Below are 18,933 nucleotides of genomic sequence, written 5' to 3'. Positions count from 1 at the left end.
AAATATCCTGACGGAAATATATCACTTTGTTCGTCTTTGATCAAGTATACCTAACATTCTGACCAAAAAAACATGCTGGCAAAATCCTTTTAAACTATTGACCAATCTTTGCGCCCGAGATTCCTGTTTGACCAATGCAAATACAGTGGGACCACTTCCGGACATCAAAACGGCATCTGCCCCAAATTGAATCATTTTATCTTTAATTTTGCGTACTTCTGGATACATGCTCATGGTAACCGGTTCAAGAACATTGCCCAAATGGTTGCAAATGGCTTCAAAATCATTTGAACGAATCGCTGCTGCCATGGCCTCAGTAGAAGGGTGAACACGGATTTCATCGACACGAAGTTGGCCAAATATATCGGCTGTAGACACACCATGAACCGGTTTAGCTAAAACAACCCAACAAGGCGGGGGCGGCGGAAGGGGGATTAAAATCTCTCCTCGACCTTTTGCAATGGCCGTATGACTATATACACAAAATGGAACATCCGATCCAATTTCAGCGCCAATGTCTGCGAGTTCTTCCAAACTCAAACCCAATTTCCACAGTTTATTCAAACCTCGTAATGTTGCCGCTGCATCACTGCTACCACCAGCCAGTCCAGCAGCTACAGGAATTTGTTTGGATATATAGATGGATACCCCTCGATCAATCCTCATTTTTTCTTTTAACCGTTTAGCTGCCAAATAAGCCAGATTCCGTTCATCTTGGGGGACTAATCCGGAGCTGCTTTCCAGACGAATTTCATTATAAGGAAGATCGATCAAATCGATGCGATCCGCCAAATCAATGGTGGTCATTACCATTTCCAACTCATGATAACCATCATCTCTTTTATATAAAACATCCAAGGTCAAATTAATCTTTGCTGGTGCTTTTTCTGATATGTACATATCTTCCCACCTTTCCTTACCAACTGGTACAAAGATCAAAAACCGTTTTTTGTACATGAACCTGTTCTATCTGAACCAGATATTTTTTAATAAGCAAATAGGCTGATGCATTATCCAGATGCTTACCGTTTTTGAACTCCCTTTTCGCTCCCGTTTGGCGCAAAAGTCGTTCCTACACAAAATCGATTCGCTCCAAGACTGGATGATTATGCAACAAGGCCAACCATTTCAAAAGCCTGATAAAAAAGAAAGAGTTGTATGTATGACGTGTTAAAAAAGACAATCGTCCTTATTTTATCATAAGCTTGAACCAATCAAAAAATAAATCACTCCGCACAGAAATGCGGAGTGATTTTGGGATTTTAGAGAGCCATGTTCTCTAAAATCAGCACCCTGTTACTGACTTGAACTGGATCGATCAGCTAACCTTTCTTCAGCCAATTCAATGGCTCTTCGCACCATGTTTCCGGCATCCCGGGTTTTAATTCCGCCCCAGCCTTCTTTTTGGACAACATCATAAAACCCTAATTCCTTGGCCAGCTCGACTTTCAAGGCTTCAGACATGACACCTTTACGACGCGCCATTTTCAAGCCTCCTTTAATTCAAGCAATTTTAACAGGGTGTTCTTATTATGTTCATGATGTTTGGCTGTATTCCATCCAGATTTTGTGTTAGAATTTCATTTAGCTCATAAAAAAATAGAACACCGAAGTGTTCTATTTATTGCGTTTCCTTTACATATTTGACGGGGACTAATTCATTATCATTATTGAGAATGGTTAACTCCACAGATTCCGTCAAAATATCTGCATAGCTGTATGAAACGCGCTTAAATGCATGTTGGTCCTCGTCTAATTTAACAATAAATACAGATGGATAGGTTTCCTCTAGAATTCCTGTACGTTCAATGGTCTTACGTCGGCCGCTATTGGCTTTTAGGCGGATCTTGTATCCAATATAGCCATCCAATGTACATTTGATTTCAGATAGCGCATTTCTACCCATGACTTACGACCACCTCACTTATAGAAGATTATACTATAAAGAGGGGGCGTAAGTCAAATTTAAGTATTATAGCAAGGGGACAATCACTTTGTCAATGAATTTTTATTTGGTAAAACGATCGGCTACCGCACTGGCTGCATACGATTCTGGCTTGATTTTTGCAGTATAACCAACCGATGTCACCCAACCGACTACCTCTTGAATCAGCTTTCTCGTTTCACCTTTTTGTCCAACGTCGAGGTGAATCTCCATGGGTAAGTTGGAAAAAAACCGAAAAAAACCTTTTTCTTTTAACATCTCGACACATGCCAAGCTGTATTCGGTTTCGCGATAAATCCGATAGCGCAAATCCTTCATCGCCCTGTGATGGAAACGGGTATAGTAAAACACTGCACCCTTTCCGATCCGTTGGACGATAATGGCTGTGACAAATAGCGTCTCGCCATTTCGTGTCTGCGAATCGGTTCCGATCACAATCTTATACTCCGCATTTTCGTCTTCTCGCACAAAAGATTGAATTCCTTCTATCATCTGTTCCAAGCTACATCTACCTTTGCGCGGATGAAAAAAGTCCAACTTTAAACCTCCCTGGACTATTACTCACCTACTGGACGATTGATCTGTTAACCATTAGCTGAATGAATCACTTCGGTTAGGGCTGCAAATTCTTGTAGATTTAATGTTTCCCCTCTTCGTTTTGGATCAATCCCTGCAGATGTAAGCCATTGTTCAATTTCTTGCTTGGTCGCTGATGAATGCAAACCGGCATAAAGAGCATTTAACAACGTTTTCCTACGTTGTCCAAACGCAGCACGTACCAATTTGAAAAACAGCTTTTCATCAGCTACCTCTACAGCAGGTGTTTCACGAATCTCCAGCTTAACAACAGCTGAATCAACTTGGGGCCGTGGAACAAATACATGACCAGGAACGCGGGCGATCCCTTTCGCCACAGCGAAATACTGCACCAATATGGTCAGTGAACCATAGTCTTTTGTACCTGGCGTTGCGGTTAAACGATCAGCTACCTCTTTTTGTATCATTACCACAATATTTTTCAGTGGTAACCTTTCTTCCAGTAAACGCACTAATATGGGCGAAGTAACATAGTAGGGGAGATTGGCTACTACATGTACCGTATCCACATCTGCCAGATGGTTTGTGATCACTTGATGCAAGTCAACTTTCAAGGCATCCCCATGAATTACATCTATATTTTTTCTTTCCTTAAACAGTTCATTTAAAACAGGAACCAAACGCTGGTCGATCTCAATGGCGACTACTCTTTTCGCCACATCGGCCAACTTTTCAGTCAAAGCCCCAATTCCCGGTCCGATCTCGATAACCCCCGAGTGATTCGTCAAGTCTGCTGCTTGTACAATTTTTTCCAACACATAAGGATCTGTGAGAAAATTTTGTCCCAAGCTTTTTTTCAGCACGAGCCCATATTGATTTAAAATCTCACGCGTACGTACAGAAATCGTCTTTTGCTTCATCGCCTGCATCCTTTCTCACTCGGTTGATCGCTTGGTAAAGCTCTTCTCTATTTACACATAGAATATGTAGCCGTCGAAAAAATTGTTTGGCATTTCCATATCCAATTCCTAATTCTTCGGCTACCTGTTCTCTAAAATGACGGGAATCAGGGGAACCGGCAAACCCCAAATCAACGTACTCCTCCCAAGTGATTGGCCCTTCTTTATCAAAAAAGCCTTCTGGTGATCGCACTTGCTCCAAAGCTTGTGCAATCGCTTCGGCAGAAGCATGCTCTACGCCGACTTTATTTTTTCCTTTGGCCAATTTTTGTGATAAAAAGGCATGTTTCACTCCAGGTACATGTTCGGAAATAATTCGCCGGATTCTCTCTCCAGCATAATCTGGGTCCGTCAAGACAATGACTCCTCGAAGATGTTGTGCCCGCTCTATTTCAGCCAACACTTGCTTGCTAATTGCAGATCCTCTGGTTTCAATTGTATCTGCTTCAACTGCTCGCTTAACCGCAACGGTATCATTTCTGCCTTCCACCACAATTACTTCTTTTATTCTCTTTAATACCAATGCCTAAACCTCTTTCTCCACTATATATAAATTTTAACCAAAAAGACTGAAAAGAAAGAAAAAATATCCATAATCATAAACGTTCGGTCAATCCAAATAGCCTTTTGGCATTATCCATTGTCAATTGGGCCAGTTTTTCAAATGAAACTCCACGAAGTTCAGCAATTTGTTCTGCTACTAACCGGACATATCCCGTTTCATTTCGCTTTCCTCTAAAGGGGTGCGGAGCCAAGTAAGGGCAATCTGTCTCGATCAGCAAACGATCCTCAGGCACCTGCACGGCTATTTCTTTCGGCAACTTCGCATTTTTAAATGTAACCGGTCCGCCTAATCCAATCATAAAGTTAAGCTCCAAACAAGCTTCCATGATATGGAGATCTCCGCTGAAACAGTGCATGACACCCCCTACTTCTTCTGCATGCTCCTCCTTTAAAATTTGTACGACATCTTCGTGAGCATCCCGATCATGAATAATAATCGGTAATCCCACTTCACGTGCCAAACGGATTTGTTTGCGAAACACTTCTTTTTGTACATCACGTGGAGAGTTGTCCCAATAATAGTCAAGCCCCATCTCCCCAAGAGCAACCACTTTGGGATGACGTGTCAATGAACGAATCCATTCCAGATCTTCCTCGGTGCAATGAACTGCATCATGCGGATGCCAACCAACACTTGTATAGATAAAATCATACTTCTCAGCAAGAGCAAGAGAAGTCGGAATGGTCTCCCGATTATAACCTACATTTAAAATATAACGAACTCTATATTCTTCTCTTGCCCTCTGTATGACTTCGTCCTGATCTTCTGCAAATTTCGCATCGTTTAAATGTGCATGTGTATCAAATAGCATGGCAAATTCCTCCTTGATCTGTTCATTCAGCTAATGCACCAACCATTTCATTCGTTCCATGGGGTAAATAATCCATTCAGCACGTCCGACTACTTCTTTTAGTTCAATCGGACCAATTTCACGACTATCTTTGCTATCATTGCGATTATCTCCAAGCACAAATAACTTGCCATTTGGAACAACCAAACTGGTTTCCTTTTCTTCTTCCATCGGTTCTTGAATATAAGGCTCTATCAATCGTTGACCATTACGAAATACATGCCCATGTTCTATGACAATATGATCACCAGGCAATCCAATCACACGCTTGATAAAATCTTTAGGTTGATGATTCTCTCCTTCTCGTGTGTGAAAAACAATGATATCTCCAAATTCCGGATTGGATAGCTTATAAATCCATTTGTTTACCAATAACAGTTCGCCACCCTGTAAAGTAGGATTCATGGATCGCCCATACACTTCATAAGGAGTAAACACACAATGGCGAATGAAAAAGGCAACAGCCAAAACCGTCAACATGATCACAGACCAAATAGGGAAAAAGGCCTTTTTTCTCGTCACACTGTAACCTACCTTCTATCATATATAAGTAGTCAACAGAACGACAAAAAGCAAGTGAAAACCCAGTTTATCTAGAATTCTTTTTCCCTTTTAGCAGGATTCATTGACGTGTACTTATAGATAATATTCTGTTTCTTTCTGTTACCACGTTTACCATAACAAAAATGATACCTCCCTTTTTGGGGAGGTTCAGCTTGTTGGCAAAGTCACTTTATGAGCGTCATGGCTCCTTTTCCATCTCGCTCCCGTCCAATGGGTACAATCCAACAGTTGCTCAACTGGAAAAGGAGCTTTTTTTTCAATCTACTGCTTGAAAAGAATTATTTTACCCGAACACCTGTGGGAATTTCGCCTGAAACGGTAGCAAGCACCAGACGGTCTCCTTCTTTAGCAGCCAAAATCATTCCTTCCGACTTTTCACCACGCAATTTGACTGGCTTCAAGTTCACAACACAAATGACTTTTTGACCGATTAGCTCTTCCGGGCGATAAAATTCTGCAATGCCCGAAACAACTTGTCTTCTCTCGCCACCTACATCCAACTGTAACTTCAAGAGACGGTCGGCTCCTTTTACCGGGCCTGCTTCAATGACTTCTGCTACACGGAGATCCACTTTCATAAAGTCATCAATGGTGATGATTCCTTCTGTTGAAGATGGTTCTTCCTTCGGTTTGGTTTCTTTTTTGTCAGCTACTGCCTCTTTTGCTGGTCCTGACATCATGGCCAAAATCGCCTCCACTTCTTTTTCCATTTCCAGACGCGGGAAAAGAGGTTTATCTTTCTTCAAACGAACACCTGCCGGCATTTTTCCAAAGGTTTGGATGCTATCCCAGCTGGTCAGTTCGCCTCTTTGGATTCCCAATTGCTCCCACATTTTTAAAGGTGTTTGAGTCATAAACGGTTGAATGAGGACACTCACCATTCTCAACACTTCCAGCAAATGATAGAGAACGGCGTCCAATTCCTCCGCTTTTTCCGGATCTTTCGCCAGATTCCATGGAGCTGTTACTTCAATGTATTTATTGCCAGCTCGCACCAACTCCCATACAACCGCTAGAGCCACCGAGAACTGCATTTTCTCCATTGCTTCTTCAAAGCGTTTAACCGTGGTGGCTGCCAACTCTTTTAATCCCTGATCTTGTTCTGTTCCATGCTCCGGGCATTTGGGAACAACTCCATCCCGATATTTTTCAACCATCGTCAGAGTACGATGGAGGAGGTTACCCAGATCATTGGCCAGGTCAGCATTTACACGTTCAATAAAGGCTTCCGGAGTAAAGACCCCGTCACTTCCAAAGGAGACTTCGCGCATTAAATAATAACGGATGGCATCCAATCCATACCGGTCAATTAACGGAACAGGGTCAATCACATTTCCTTTCGATTTGGACATTTTTTCCCCTTTGACCAGGAAAAAGCCATGTCCAAATACTTTTTTCGGTAAAGGCAAGCCCAAAGCCATCAAGAAAATCGGCCAATAAATGGTGTGGAAACGCAGAATATCTTTTCCAATCAGGTGAACATCTGCAGGCCAATATTTTTCAAACCGCTCTCTTTGAACAGGATCATCGGACAGATAACCAATCGCCGTAATATAGTTGGTTAATGCATCTAACCAAACATATACAACATGGTCGGGATCAGAAGGAACTCGAATACCCCACTCAAAGGTCGTACGGGAAACACATAAATCTTCCAAACCGGGTTTAATAAAGTTTTCGATCATTTCGTTCTTGCGCGAAATTGGTTCAATAAAGCCTGGATTTTCTTCATAATAGGCAAGCAAACGATCCACATACTTGCTCATACGGAAAAAATAGCTTTTTTCTCTAATTTTTTTCACCGGCCGCCCACAGTCTGGACATTTTTCGTCTTTAGCCTGGCGATCCGTAAAGAATGATTCACAATCCACACAATACCAACCTTCATACTCACCTAAATAAATATCTCCCTGGTCCTTGAGACGTTCAAAAATTTGCTGTACGACTTTTTTGTGGCGCTCCTCTGTTGTCCGAATAAAGTCATCATAAGAAATGTCCAGTTTATCCCAGAGCTCTTTGATCCCTTTGACAATGTTATCTACAAAAGTTTGCGGGTCTTTACCTGCATTTTGTGCTCGCCTTTGAATTTTTTGGCCGTGTTCATCAGTTCCAGTCAAATACATAACATCAAAGCCACGCAACCGTTTATAACGTGCCATCACATCGGCAGCTACCGTTGAATAAGCATGCCCAATATGCAACTTGTTACTTGGATAGTAAATGGGTGTTGTAATATAAAACGTCTGCTTTTTACTCATTGATCTTTCTCCTTTCTCTTTAGAATAAAAAAACCCGCCCAGACTTGGGGCGAGATATCGATCACGCGGTACCACCCAATTTCAGCACCCTTTTTCTAAAAAAAGGATGCCCTTTGGTTAACCCAATAACGCTGGTATGCGTTTCCGCCTACTCTTCGCCGCGAATTTCAGCAGAAAAGTCTCAAGGGCCATGTTCATCAACCTAGCTATACCGGCTTTCACCTGCCCCGGCTCTCTGGAAATAGCCACAGCTGATTACTCTTCCCTGTCATCGATCATTCATTATATGATTTATTTTCATTATAGCCACAGAATGATGGAAAATTCAACTTTCTGCTTGACTTTTCAAAAAGGATCCTGACCTGTGTTTCAACTCATCATTCTGGACGAGGAAACATCTCCATTTATTTATCATAACGAGTCGCAAAGGGAGTTTCATGTTTTTTCAGTTGCCCTTCTTCAGCCAAACGTTCCATCTCTTCTTTCAAACGGGAAACATCCCAGTCCAGACCACATTCCCGGCGAATTTCTCCTGTTAATGGCAATAAGTCTGTATCAAAGATCGGGAGATGTTTTTCAATCACTTTTAGTACCTTTTCATCCCGCTCATCTGCAAACTGGTTCAATTCATCAAATGGATTCGCCACATGTGGACTTCGTGTATAAGCAGCTCGAATTCGGATAAAAACCGTTCGACCAAATGCCGCAGAAGAAACAAATGTATCCCCTGAACGTAAATATGGAAGGCGTTTGGCTTCCTCCGAAGTTAAATCCGTTTCCTCTTTTAACGTTTGGATATCCGTCGCTCTCACCGTACGAAACACAAACTTTGTGTTTAACTGGGCTGTAATGGTTTCATCCAATAAAGTAGGCCGTTGAGTCGCTAAAAAGAGAAACACACCATATTTGCGACCTTCTTGCGCAATTTCTTTCAGAATCGATTTGGCAGGCGAATCCACTCCTTTAGGAGCAAAATTATGGGCTTCATCAGTAACAATGACAAACGGAGGGAAAAACTTTCCTTCTTCACCATTCATTTTACGATCCTTATATTCTCTCCGCTTGCGATAGAGAGCACCAATGACATAAGTGGCAAACACTTGCAAAACCCAGGCCGATCCTTGGACAACTACCAATTTTCTCTGCTCCAGTCCCTTTTCAATCGCCCGGATATCATGTTGAAATAGCCCTGCCTTTTCCAAACGGTTGAGACGCCAATGAATGCCTCTCACAGAAGCAGGAGGCAGAGTTCCATATTGCTGGAGTATTGAAAGCAAATCTTTAATCCGCTCTGCTTCCATTGGAGTTAATTCTGGATCATTTAACTTTCGTTTTAAATGATTGCTTCCTTCTTCTTGGGCTAGCACCAAATTGTTCAAACGATCACTAAAAGAGGTAAAGGAATCCTTACGCTGGTGTAAACTTTGAATGACATTGACCATCGATTCCGTTAAATTGCCTCCAGCAGCTCCCAATAACTGTTCAATATCCCGTGTTGACAATTCACTAAAAGAAATCCCCACATCTTGCCCAATCTGCACAGTAACCGAACGTCCCATCAACCCTTCGCTTCTTTCTTTCAATTCGGGAACCCGGTCACGAAAATCCATTTCAAAGTGTGGATCAAATACAATGGCAGGAATTCTCAGCTTCATTAATTCTTCCAACATCACTCGCAAACCAAATGATTTTCCAGATCCAGATCCGCCAAACACTCCTACATGAGGGTATTGCTGCATGGATTTAATATCAAAAATAAAGGGAACACCTTGCTGAGATCTCAATTTTCCCTGTTCCAACATCATGACTTGATCTTGCAAATCTTCACTCATCGAGTCAGCCATGGATTCTGTCCCGTGAATTTCTCCTAACACCATTCCCTCATCCGGCATCGTTTTTACCAATAAATGCCTGACTTCATCAAATTCAGGCAAACGTACAGCACAGCCTGTCCGAACAGGGTAGGGTGCTTCTTCAAACAGGCGCAATTTGGCCACATTAATCTCATCAGACTCAATATCATATCCAATGTGGCGCAATGTCTCCAACACTTGATGATCAACCAGTGACTTATCATATCCCATCGGGATCAAACGGTTATAAGCCATCGTTTCGACAACTTCCCCTTTGGGATAGTTTAAAGCAGGATCTTCAATGACCAGGATTTCATTGATCCGAAATTTCCGATCACGCGAAACAATATGAACTTCTTGCTGTGTGGTTACCCCGACAACTTGCATAGATCCATTCCCCTCTTTCTTGTCTAGATCACCCGTTCAGTTCTCTTCGGAACTAACAGTCGATGGCGCAAATCGGGATCAATATATTGTTCTACCATCGTCTCAACTAACGGGTCAGTCACTCGCACTTGATTATCAACAATATCCAGCCAAAAAGGAACTCCACGCCCCTGTTCCGGAGTTAAAGTATAGATCAATCGTACCAAATCATGCCGATATTCTCTTTGTGATTCCAACCCATCAATCCCAATGGGTTGGGGACTGCGCGAAGAACGCAATACCATTTTCCACATCTGACTGCCTGTCGGGCTCCAATCCTCCCATTCAAACGCTTCTCCAACTTGTAATACACCATACAACAAGTCACGGTCAGACCAATTCTTAAGCTCAGGAAACACTTCTTTTACCAAACTGCGTGTTCCAATCTCTTCAGCCACTCCAACCAATAAAGTACCTGTTTTCTCTGCAACTTCAACCACTTGCATCCACGCTTCCAAATGATCAATATAAAAGTGCAATAGCGAACCATCCATCAGTACGACCTTCGGATGCCAGTGTTCAATCGCAAACCTGGCTACTTCCAGTTCCAAACCGGATAAAAGCTTACCCCTTTCCTTTGCCTCTCGCGCTGCTTGTCCCTCTTCCTCTTCTTCATCAGGTGCCAACAAAGGAGTAAATACATCTGCAGCCCATTTTTCTTCTCCACGTGTTCCTTTTGCCAAGGCTTGAAACACAGATAATGTACGTGTCTGCATTCCTTTTGTGGAATTGACTGATCCATCGACACCAACTAATGTTTTACTTGATAACCAATCTTTTAACTGATCATCCTTCCATTTCTCTATCTTATAAAATTTCCCATATCTTGAAAGCCGTTCTCGTATTTCTGTTTGATCCAAATTGGAAATAGGGTATATTTTTCTTAGAGATTCATTTACTTTTTTAAGCTTCCTTTTTAATTCTTCCGAAACAGGCAGCAATAAAATCAACTCCTTATCCTAACAAAAGTATATTTCTATAATAGAAAGTTTTATATTTTAAAAAACATATATACACTAGATAGTCAAGAAAATTTCTATAAAGCTTCTAATGTAATATTGACTGGTTTGGCAATCGTTGGTATGATGATTTTAATGTCGTCAATGTCGAAATTTGACGGCAATTTATAAAGATAATAAGTAAAAAACCAAAGACCAAAATTGAGAGGAGATTACTGAGATGCTTAAGTCAACTGGTATTGTACGCAAAGTGGACGAGCTGGGCCGTGTAGTTATTCCAATCGAATTACGTCGAACATTGGGAATCGGTGAAAAAGACGCTCTAGAAATTTACGTCGATGGGGAACGTATTGTTCTAAAAAAATATGAACCTGCTTGCATCTTTACTGGCGAAGTGGATGACACAGTTCTCTATCGCAACAAAGTAGTAAGCAAGAAATGCATCGAAGAAATGTACCGTATGATTCATAGCGATAAAGTCACCTCTGAATAATACAATACCTAGTCAGGCTCTCATCACATAAATGTGTTGACTATTTCACTTCTGTTACCAAAACATTACTTAAAAAAGCGAGGTAATCTGGGCTAGCCTCGCTTTTTTCATTGAATGAGACAATTCTCTACCCAGTGGTGTTCCTTTCCCAATATCCGAATGGAGATCAAGGGATTTTTGAACCTTCATACCGTTGATCCTTACAAAAAAGCCTTCCTCTTCAGTCCACCTCGCTTATTCGATCATCAATATCCCTGTTCTATTCCACGGATCTGTTCTCCATCCCACCGAAATATACAAATTCAGGATAATCCGCACCATGAACGGTTTTGAACGACTACCTCTGTTCAGCATGATACAAATTATATACCTCCCGCTTGGGCAAACCGCGATCTTGTGCTGTAAGTTGAATGGCCTCTTTTTTGGGCTTTCCTTGTGCCAAATAATGTTCTACATGCTCGATTACAGACAGATCTTCCCACCACTTCTTTGATTCCTCTTCTATATATTCATCAGCTCCAGCAATCACAATGGTATATTCTCCCTTGGTCCCTTCTTTCTTCACATATTCCAGGCACTCGCTCAGTGATCCTCTTAACCATTCTTCATGTTTTTTTGTCATTTCCCGAGAAATAGCAATAACACGATCTCCCATCACTTCCAAAACATCTTCCAACATCGAAACTAAACGATGCGGCGCTTCATAACAAAGAAGAGTAGCTGGAACATGAACCCAACGTCGCAACTGTGTTTTTCTCTCTCTCGTCGTACGTGGCAAAAATCCTAAAAATAAAAAAGGCTGCGTAGGCAAACCGGAAGCAACCAGAGCAGAAAGTGCAGCATTGGGGCCAGGGATTGGAATAACCGGAATCCTCTTTTGAACCGCCAGCTTGACCAAATCTTCGCCAGGATCGGAAATCGCAGGCATACCTGCATCACTGACAATGGCAATGCTTTCTCCATTTTGTAATCGTTCGATTAATTCTTCCCCTCTCTGAATCTTGTTATGTTCATGATAACTAACCAATGGTGTGGAGAAATTGAATTTGGAAAGCAATTTACGTGTATGCCTTGTATCTTCAGCAGCAATCAAATCAACTTGAGCCAATACCTCCTGTGCCCTGGGACTTAGATCACCCAGATTGCCAATCGGAGTTCCTACCACATAAAGAGCCCCCTGCTTTTGTTCAAAACTCTTTTGAATCCACAATGTATTTCATCCCTTCATGCACAAACGTTTGGATCAACTGTTCTTTTTCTTTGCGTTCCATCTGTTTAATTTGATACTCTCTTTTAAGAGCATCGGATTTGTTTTTCACCTTTTCCACATATTTCAGAGTAACCGGTAACCTCCCGCGTGTATACCTGGCTGCCTTCCCTTGTTGATGCAGCTTAATCCTGCGCTTTAAATGATTGGTAATCCCCGTATAATATGTACCATCTGCACATTCCAAGATATATACATAATAGCTTTGATCCTCTTGTCCCATCCTGATCCCTTCTTGCATGAAAAAAGACGCTGATGAGTCAGTATTGGATGATTTTCCGTCTGGTTTCTTTGACTTCCTCGTTTTACGGAAAATCACCCCTCTCCCATCCACTTCTTTATCAACCAACTCAGCCAGCGTCAAAAATCTTTATTTGATTTATTGAGAAATGCGATACAAAAAAGACAATCTCCTTCACTACGCAATCGCCCATAGTGAACATTGCAAATATGAAATCCCTCTTCATACAATTGAGCCAAATTGTTATAACCTTTTCCTGTTTCTACCTGCTTGTCATTTTCTTTATCCTTTTCATCCCGCACTTCAGATAGAGAAGATTTAGTCTCCTGCAATTCTCTCAGTCTCTGATTTTCCATCCATAATCTTGTGTTCTCTTCCATCAACGCAACAATTTGCTCCTTTAATTCACCCAGCTCTTTATACAATTCTCCCATTTGCTCCTCTACTTGAGCGACTTGTTTTAAAATTGCTTGCTTATCCAAACCCCCACCTCATTACTTCAAGCATTGTACAATCCCATACTCACATCAGCAGTCTAGCTCCTATTCATAGGATAAACACAAAACAGAAAACTGATCAAAGGCAGACTTACCTAATTTGTTTGCCAATCGATTTATATTCTCCTTGTAATTTAGGCTAGATTGAGAAATCAACCTAGCCTTCACCTGAAAACATTCCGTTATGAAGAATTTAAGAGTGCACAGGTGACAATTCATCCAAAGAATGTTCAACTGTTACACCCGTTTCAGAGAGTTGAACGTACGCTCGACGCTCCAATAAGTTCAGTACAACGACTTGCCCTTCTCCATTTGGTGTATATACTTGTTCGCCAATATCAGGAATTAATTGTTTGCTTCCCTCATAGTGATCATTTTCGTACTTGAGACAACACATTAAACGTCCACATAAACCAGAAATTTTGGCAGGATTAAGAGAAAGATTTTGATCCTTGGCCATTTTGATCGAGACCGGTTCGAAGTCACCTAAAAACGAGGAACAACATAAAATACGTCCACAAGGACCTATTCCACCTAACATCTTCGCTTCATCACGTACACCGATTTGTCTGAGTTCAATACGTGTACGAAAAACGGCAGCCAAATCACGAACTAACTCCCGAAAATCAACACGCCCATCCGCTGTAAAATAGAAAATCACCTTATTGCGATCAAAAGTGTACTCCGCATCTACCAGTTTCATTTCCAATCCATGATCTGATACTTTTTCCTGACAGATACTTAAAGCCAATAAAGCATCCCTTCGATTAGCCTCCATCTGCTTTGTATCTTCTTCTGTCGCAATACGTATGACTTTTTTCAACGGAAGGACAACCTGATCCTTTTTTACAAATCGAGTACCCATTACTACTTTTCCATACTCGATTCCACGAACCGTTTCTACAATCACATTTTCGCCACGCTGAATTTGAAAATCTACCGGATCAAAATAGTATATCTTACCCGCTTGTCTAAAACGAACGCCAATGACCTTTAACATATAGGATCCCTCCTGCACAGCCAATGCCATCTGCTTCAGTACGGCTTTGGGGAGAGCAGTAACATCAACTCGCTTCACACTGCAAACTCCCATTTTTAGCAACCACAGCTTATCGTGTGGCTTACTATTCAACCAAGAAGGGATAGATTAGATTAAAAAGACAAACGGTCTAACATTCCCATGGAAAAGCTCCAAAATCCATGGATCAGAGAGCTTTCTAAATATCATTCTAGCATTTCGCTATACAATGGAGCAAACACCTCTCTTTTTCCAATATATGGATGATTTTGCCAAGGGATTTCCCTTATTTATAATGAACCTCAATCAGTTTTCGCAAATCATCGGCAATCTGTTCAAAAACTTCCTCGATCGATCCTGTAGCCTTAATCACCCGAAAGCGTTCTGGCTCCTCTTGAGCCAAAGCCAAATATCCTTCACGCACTCGTAGATGAAAATCGATATCTTTCATCTCAATCCGATCTTTTTCAGCCTGACGCGATAACAATCTTTGCTGACTGATTTCAACCGGGAGATCGAGTAGATATGTGCGATCTGGTTTTAAACATCCTGTTGCAATATCATTAATGGCAATGACCTCATCCAAATCCCATTTAGCTCCAATGCTTTGATACACAATGCTAGAATCTACATAGCGATCACATAAAACCATTTGCCCCTGCCTTAACGCAGGTATAATCTTCTGTTCAACCAATTGCGCCCGGGATGCTGCATACAAAAGCATCTCCGTTCGCTGTGTCATCTCTGTCAATTCCGGATTTAACAATATATTTCGAATCAGGTCACCAATTCGTGTTCCGCCTGGTTCTCTTACTATCATAAAAGGAATTTGTTTCTCTTGTAATAAATTCCGTATCAATGCAATCTGTGTGCTTTTTCCAGCTCCCTCTGGTCCTTCCAAGCTGACAAATAACCCTTTCACAGCTAAGGCCTCCAACTATCCCAACTTACAAATCCATTTCAACTTCTCTAGCAAACAACAATCAGGCGATTATTGACTGCGCCTGTTGACAAACCCCAAAAAATTTTGTCAACCCGCTCAGCTTATTTACTCATATTATTTAATTCTAACACGTACACCTGAGGAGCGAAAGATTGAAACACCCCTCTAATTTTTCCACCTAAACTAACCAGATGAAGAAGATAATCCACCACTTCCTTAGTGAATACTTCTCCAGGAAGAACTATGGGAATACCCGGAGGATATGGAACAACCATGTCTGTCGAAATTTTACCGACAGCTTCACTTAATGAAATCAGAACACGGGTTCCTTTCTTGAGTTGATAAAAAGAAGAAGTTAGTGTATGAACCTCTGGAAACTCTGGCCATGATTCAAACGGAATCGTTCGGAATGAGGATATAGCTTGATCTAACTCCTTTAATTTGACAGACAGATAGTGAAAATCCTCTTTTTGGTTCCCATATGAAAAACAAAGCAAGATTTTTTCATGATCGGCCAGTTCCACAAAAATCCCCTGGTCAGCCAGCCAGTCTGCCATTTGATAACCCGTTATCCGCTTACGTGAACGAAGGACAAGTTTAAAAGGATCATACTCTCCAGATCGTTTCACTTCTTCTAAATGATGGAGAGATAGCAACTGCTTACGTAAATCATTTATATCATTCCAGGTTTGTTCCAGATAAACTCGACCATGTAAAGCCATATCACGTCTGGCCAAATCCAGTGAAGCCATGAGTGGATACGACGGACTGCTTGATTCAATCACTCTGAGCCATCGGGCCAATTCTTCTTTTTTCACCCGATTTCCTTTCAGATGCAACATGGAGGACATGGTCATCGAAGACAACATCTTATGTGTAGATTGAATCGCTATATCAGCTCCACTTTCCATCGCAGACATGGGAAGGTCAGGATGAAATGTAAAGTGCGCTCCATGTGCTTCATCGACAACAAGAGGAACGTTATATTGATCGCATACCTGTTTTAACTCTTGAAGCGGCTGTACGACTCCAAAGTAAGAAGGGCTGGTAACAATAACAGCCTTTGCTTCTGGATAGTCCCTTAACGCTTTTTCCAGCTCTGCTGGTTGAATGGGTTCTTCCAATCCATTTTTTGAATTCAACTTCCCCCGTAAACAAACCGGCTTTACTCCAGCCAGCAAACAGCCATGAAATATGGATTGGTGACAGCTGCGCTGAACAATTATTTCATCATCCGGCTGACAAAGACTGAGAATCGTGGCGATATTTCCTGCGGTAGTACCTCCAATCAAAAAAAATGTTTCATCCGCACCAAACAGATCAGCAGCTAACCGTTGCGCTTCAGCAATCACACCACTTGGATCGTGTAAGTCATCCAGTTCGCCCACCTCAGTCAGATCCAGTTGCAAAATCGGGTGGAAATAATCTTTTCCTTGTTTATCAAAGACCCGCCCCTGTTTATGGCCTGGAACATGAAAATTTCCTTTTGCACATTGCTTATGATTCAATAATGCTTCAAATAGAGGCGCCCTTTCTTGCTTGTTCATAGTTCCTCTCCTCTTTTCCATGAAATCGAAAAAGAAAAAAGGCTTGGATGCTAGTCTGAGAAGAGTGGGGTATTTGAAAAGATCCAGATCAAAGGATCATCTCAGACTAAAATGCAAGCCTTCTTTAATTTAACCATAATTGTTTTATACGCCAAACATAATAAAAGTATGATTGATCCTCCGCTTTGATACAAACTAACTTCTGCTCACAAGACGGACAAATTTGTTTTTCTAATAGCATGATGCCATCCATACATGAATGATGACAAATGCTGCAATGCATGAGCTCCATTTGATTGGACATTCAATCGCCTACCTCTTTGAATTTGACTGGCCAATTGCCTTATATCCCATTATTGACAGAAAAAATATATTTAAACAACTATACCGAAAATAATCCACTAAACAGAAATGCCATATTTTATACTTTCCAATGAATCCAATCGATTTATAATAATATATGTCCATCTATTTTATCTAATTAAATTCCCTAGGGATCCCGAATCCTAAAGGATGTTTCCAAGTATGTAAAATGTCCAGCTCATTTCCTTTACGCTAATAACCTGACGGCTTTACTTAACCACCTAACACCTTCTTTTTTATCTTTTGATAATCCTTCTCCTTTAAGAAAACGAACCCCAAGGATGCCCATTGATAAACGGTCACCTAAATCTGCAGCCTTTCGCAACCACCTCTCTCCCTCCTGAGGATTTTTTTTCATTTCATATCCTCCCAACATACGAGTTCCCAATTCTCTCATCGCTTTGATTTCACCCGCTTCTCCTGCTTTGCGAAGGGCCATCGTAATCACCCTTAAACTGTTTAGTGACAAACTTCCATTAGAAATATATTTACTAATCTCACCCAAAGTCCAAACATCCGTAAATTTCTTTGCTTGCTTACAAAGGGAGGCTAATTTTTTCGGGTCATCTTTTCCTTCCATCAATTCAACAATAAATTGAGAACTAATATAACGTAAGTCGCATTCATATTGATTCACTTCAAATTCAACCGCTTTCAAAAGCCACATGGCCCCCTCTCGTTTTTCAGTCGCAGTCTGTGCATATTTAAGCAAATGTTTTCCTAAATAAGTCATTGCCTCATAACTTCCAAACTTGGCTGCTTCCCTTAACCACATTTCACCCTCTTTTTTACTTTCCGTATACATTCCTGACTGTAACAAGTGTTTACCCAGCTTGATCATCGTGGTCACACAGCCTGCTTTGGCTGCTTGTCTTAACCAGTATTCTCCTTCGCATAAATCTCTGGTCAAGCCATATCCATGAACTAACAATGTCCCCAATCGATCCATCGCCCATATATCTCCCAAGTTAGCTGCCCTTCTCAACCACTTTTCACCCTCCTTTATATTTTTTCTCAGCTTATAACCTGTAATCAAACAGTAGCCCAGCCATCCCATCGCTTCTTTCCCACCCGCTTCCGCAGAGCGACGTAACCATTTCTCACCTTCTTGCCAATAAGAAGGAAATAAATCCTCACTCAATAGACAGAAGCCTAGATGTCCCATCGCCCAGACATCCCCTGACTGAGCCGCCATACTTAACTTCTCCATTTCTTGATCATTCAGTTTCAGCATATTGATCACCACCCATTTCTAAACTTTTGACTCCCATATAATAAACACCACCAAATATATTTTAAATAAATCCATTTAGTAATATAATACATATTTCAATTATTATTTTTATGAAAAATACCGCCCAACATTGGACGGTTCTCTTGCATATTTACTCATTTAATACCCTCTATTTTCCAAAACCATTCAATTGCACAAAAATCTTTCATCCTAAATACCGTACTTTATTTTTATAAATAATTGGAAAAAAAGTCATTTTTTTATATTAAAAAGAAAAACACATAATAAAAGCTCATCCAATATGGATGAGCTTTACTCATTGCCTGGCAACGACCTACTCTCCCAGGGGTCTTCACCCCAAGTACCATCGGCGCTGGAGGGCTTAACTTCCGTGTTCGGGATGGGAACGGGTGG

General features: G+C 41.2%; 20 protein-coding genes, 1 rRNA gene and 1 other annotated feature. Of the genes, 1 reads left to right on the top strand and 20 read right to left on the bottom strand.

What is annotated here, in order from left to right; translation table 11 throughout:
• Positions 1-21: 21 nt before the first annotated feature.
• The 11 genes from ispE to BMZ78_RS09340 all read right to left on the bottom strand — a co-directional run bounded on the left by ispE (position 22) and on the right by BMZ78_RS09340 (position 10,907).
• Entirely contained in the window at positions 22-900 is an 879-nt protein-coding gene (ispE, locus tag BMZ78_RS09390) for a 4-(cytidine 5'-diphospho)-2-C-methyl-D-erythritol kinase (RefSeq protein ID WP_093229821.1), read from the bottom strand.
• Positions 901-1,296: 396 nt separating this feature from the next.
• On the bottom strand, positions 1,297-1,485 hold the full coding sequence (locus tag BMZ78_RS09385) for a small, acid-soluble spore protein, alpha/beta type (RefSeq protein WP_093229819.1): 189 nt from the start codon (positions 1,483-1,485) through the stop codon (positions 1,297-1,299).
• 136 nt (positions 1,486-1,621) lie between these two features.
• Entirely contained in the window at positions 1,622-1,906 is a 285-nt protein-coding gene (veg, locus tag BMZ78_RS09380) for a biofilm formation stimulator Veg (protein ID WP_093229817.1), read from the bottom strand.
• A 102-nt stretch (positions 1,907-2,008) separates the two neighbouring features.
• Positions 2,009-2,482 (bottom strand): ribonuclease H-like YkuK family protein, encoded by a 474-nt coding sequence (locus tag BMZ78_RS09375; protein ID WP_093229816.1) that lies wholly within the window; start codon positions 2,480-2,482, stop codon positions 2,009-2,011.
• 47 nt (positions 2,483-2,529) lie between these two features.
• Entirely contained in the window at positions 2,530-3,411 is an 882-nt protein-coding gene (gene rsmA / locus BMZ78_RS09370) for a 16S rRNA (adenine(1518)-N(6)/adenine(1519)-N(6))-dimethyltransferase RsmA (protein ID WP_093229814.1), read from the bottom strand.
• Positions 3,368-3,964 carry a ribonuclease M5 gene (rnmV, locus tag BMZ78_RS09365; protein ID WP_093229813.1) on the bottom strand — a complete coding sequence of 199 codons (597 nt, stop codon included), beginning with the start codon at positions 3,962-3,964 and terminating at the stop codon, positions 3,368-3,370. The genes rsmA and rnmV overlap by 44 nt, the downstream gene beginning before the upstream one ends.
• A gap of 73 nt (positions 3,965-4,037) precedes the next feature.
• Entirely contained in the window at positions 4,038-4,817 is a 780-nt protein-coding gene (locus tag BMZ78_RS09360) for a TatD family hydrolase (RefSeq protein WP_093229811.1), read from the bottom strand.
• A 30-nt stretch (positions 4,818-4,847) separates the two neighbouring features.
• A complete protein-coding gene (lepB, locus tag BMZ78_RS09355) occupies positions 4,848-5,378 on the bottom strand; it encodes a signal peptidase I (RefSeq protein ID WP_093229810.1) in 531 nt (176 codons plus the stop codon).
• Positions 5,379-5,698: 320 nt separating this feature from the next.
• The gene (gene metG / locus BMZ78_RS09350; protein WP_093229808.1) at positions 5,699-7,678 is read right to left on the bottom strand and encodes a methionine--tRNA ligase; all 1,980 of its coding nucleotides are present in this window, start codon (positions 7,676-7,678) and stop codon (positions 5,699-5,701) included.
• Between the two features lie 42 nt (positions 7,679-7,720).
• Positions 7,721-7,959 (bottom strand) — a binding site (T-box leader).
• A gap of 123 nt (positions 7,960-8,082) precedes the next feature.
• Positions 8,083-9,918 carry an ATP-binding protein gene (locus tag BMZ78_RS09345; RefSeq protein ID WP_093229807.1) on the bottom strand — a complete coding sequence of 612 codons (1,836 nt, stop codon included), beginning with the start codon at positions 9,916-9,918 and terminating at the stop codon, positions 8,083-8,085.
• 23 nt (positions 9,919-9,941) lie between these two features.
• Positions 9,942-10,907 carry a DNA double-strand break repair nuclease NurA gene (locus tag BMZ78_RS09340; protein ID WP_139203301.1) on the bottom strand — a complete coding sequence of 322 codons (966 nt, stop codon included), beginning with the start codon at positions 10,905-10,907 and terminating at the stop codon, positions 9,942-9,944.
• A gap of 229 nt (positions 10,908-11,136) precedes the next feature.
• On the opposite strand from BMZ78_RS09340, the gene BMZ78_RS09335 reads away from it, so the two are divergent.
• Positions 11,137-11,409: an AbrB/MazE/SpoVT family DNA-binding domain-containing protein gene (locus BMZ78_RS09335; protein WP_093229804.1), complete on the top strand. Its 273-nt coding sequence runs from the start codon at positions 11,137-11,139 to the stop codon at positions 11,407-11,409.
• A 337-nt stretch (positions 11,410-11,746) separates the two neighbouring features.
• Here the strand turns inward: BMZ78_RS09335 and rsmI are convergent, their stop codons facing one another.
• The 9 genes from rsmI to rrf all read right to left on the bottom strand — a co-directional run.
• Positions 11,747-12,619, bottom strand: coding sequence for a 16S rRNA (cytidine(1402)-2'-O)-methyltransferase (rsmI, locus tag BMZ78_RS09330; protein ID WP_093229802.1), 873 nt, complete (start codon positions 12,617-12,619; stop codon positions 11,747-11,749).
• Complete coding sequence (locus BMZ78_RS09325; protein ID WP_093230037.1) at positions 12,597-12,899, bottom strand: GIY-YIG nuclease family protein; 303 nt, start codon at positions 12,897-12,899, stop codon at positions 12,597-12,599. The genes rsmI and BMZ78_RS09325 overlap by 23 nt, the downstream gene beginning before the upstream one ends.
• Positions 12,900-13,036: 137 nt before the next feature.
• Positions 13,037-13,399: a DNA replication initiation control protein YabA gene (gene yabA / locus BMZ78_RS09320; protein WP_093229801.1), complete on the bottom strand. Its 363-nt coding sequence runs from the start codon at positions 13,397-13,399 to the stop codon at positions 13,037-13,039.
• Between the two features lie 208 nt (positions 13,400-13,607).
• Positions 13,608-14,414 carry a PSP1 domain-containing protein gene (locus tag BMZ78_RS09315; RefSeq protein WP_093230035.1) on the bottom strand — a complete coding sequence of 269 codons (807 nt, stop codon included), beginning with the start codon at positions 14,412-14,414 and terminating at the stop codon, positions 13,608-13,610.
• Between the two features lie 304 nt (positions 14,415-14,718).
• Positions 14,719-15,354: a dTMP kinase gene (gene tmk, locus BMZ78_RS09310; RefSeq protein ID WP_093229799.1), complete on the bottom strand. Its 636-nt coding sequence runs from the start codon at positions 15,352-15,354 to the stop codon at positions 14,719-14,721.
• A 122-nt stretch (positions 15,355-15,476) separates the two neighbouring features.
• Positions 15,477-16,922, bottom strand: coding sequence for an aminotransferase class I/II-fold pyridoxal phosphate-dependent enzyme (locus BMZ78_RS09305; protein ID WP_175482386.1), 1,446 nt, complete (start codon positions 16,920-16,922; stop codon positions 15,477-15,479).
• A gap of 124 nt (positions 16,923-17,046) precedes the next feature.
• Positions 17,047-17,205, bottom strand: coding sequence for a sigma factor G inhibitor Gin (locus BMZ78_RS19580; protein ID WP_425263926.1), 159 nt, complete (start codon positions 17,203-17,205; stop codon positions 17,047-17,049).
• Between the two features lie 267 nt (positions 17,206-17,472).
• The gene (locus BMZ78_RS09295) at positions 17,473-18,519 is read right to left on the bottom strand and encodes a tetratricopeptide repeat protein (RefSeq protein WP_093229794.1); all 1,047 of its coding nucleotides are present in this window, start codon (positions 18,517-18,519) and stop codon (positions 17,473-17,475) included.
• A 321-nt stretch (positions 18,520-18,840) separates the two neighbouring features.
• Positions 18,841-18,933: ribosomal RNA gene (rrf, locus tag BMZ78_RS09290) — 5S ribosomal RNA — on the bottom strand; the annotation flags it as partial.

Source organism: Thermoflavimicrobium dichotomicum (assembly GCF_900114055.1).
Classification (GTDB): Bacteria; Bacillota; Bacilli; order Thermoactinomycetales; family Thermoactinomycetaceae; genus Thermoflavimicrobium; species Thermoflavimicrobium dichotomicum.
This window is presented reverse-complemented; position numbering and strand designations above follow the sequence as displayed.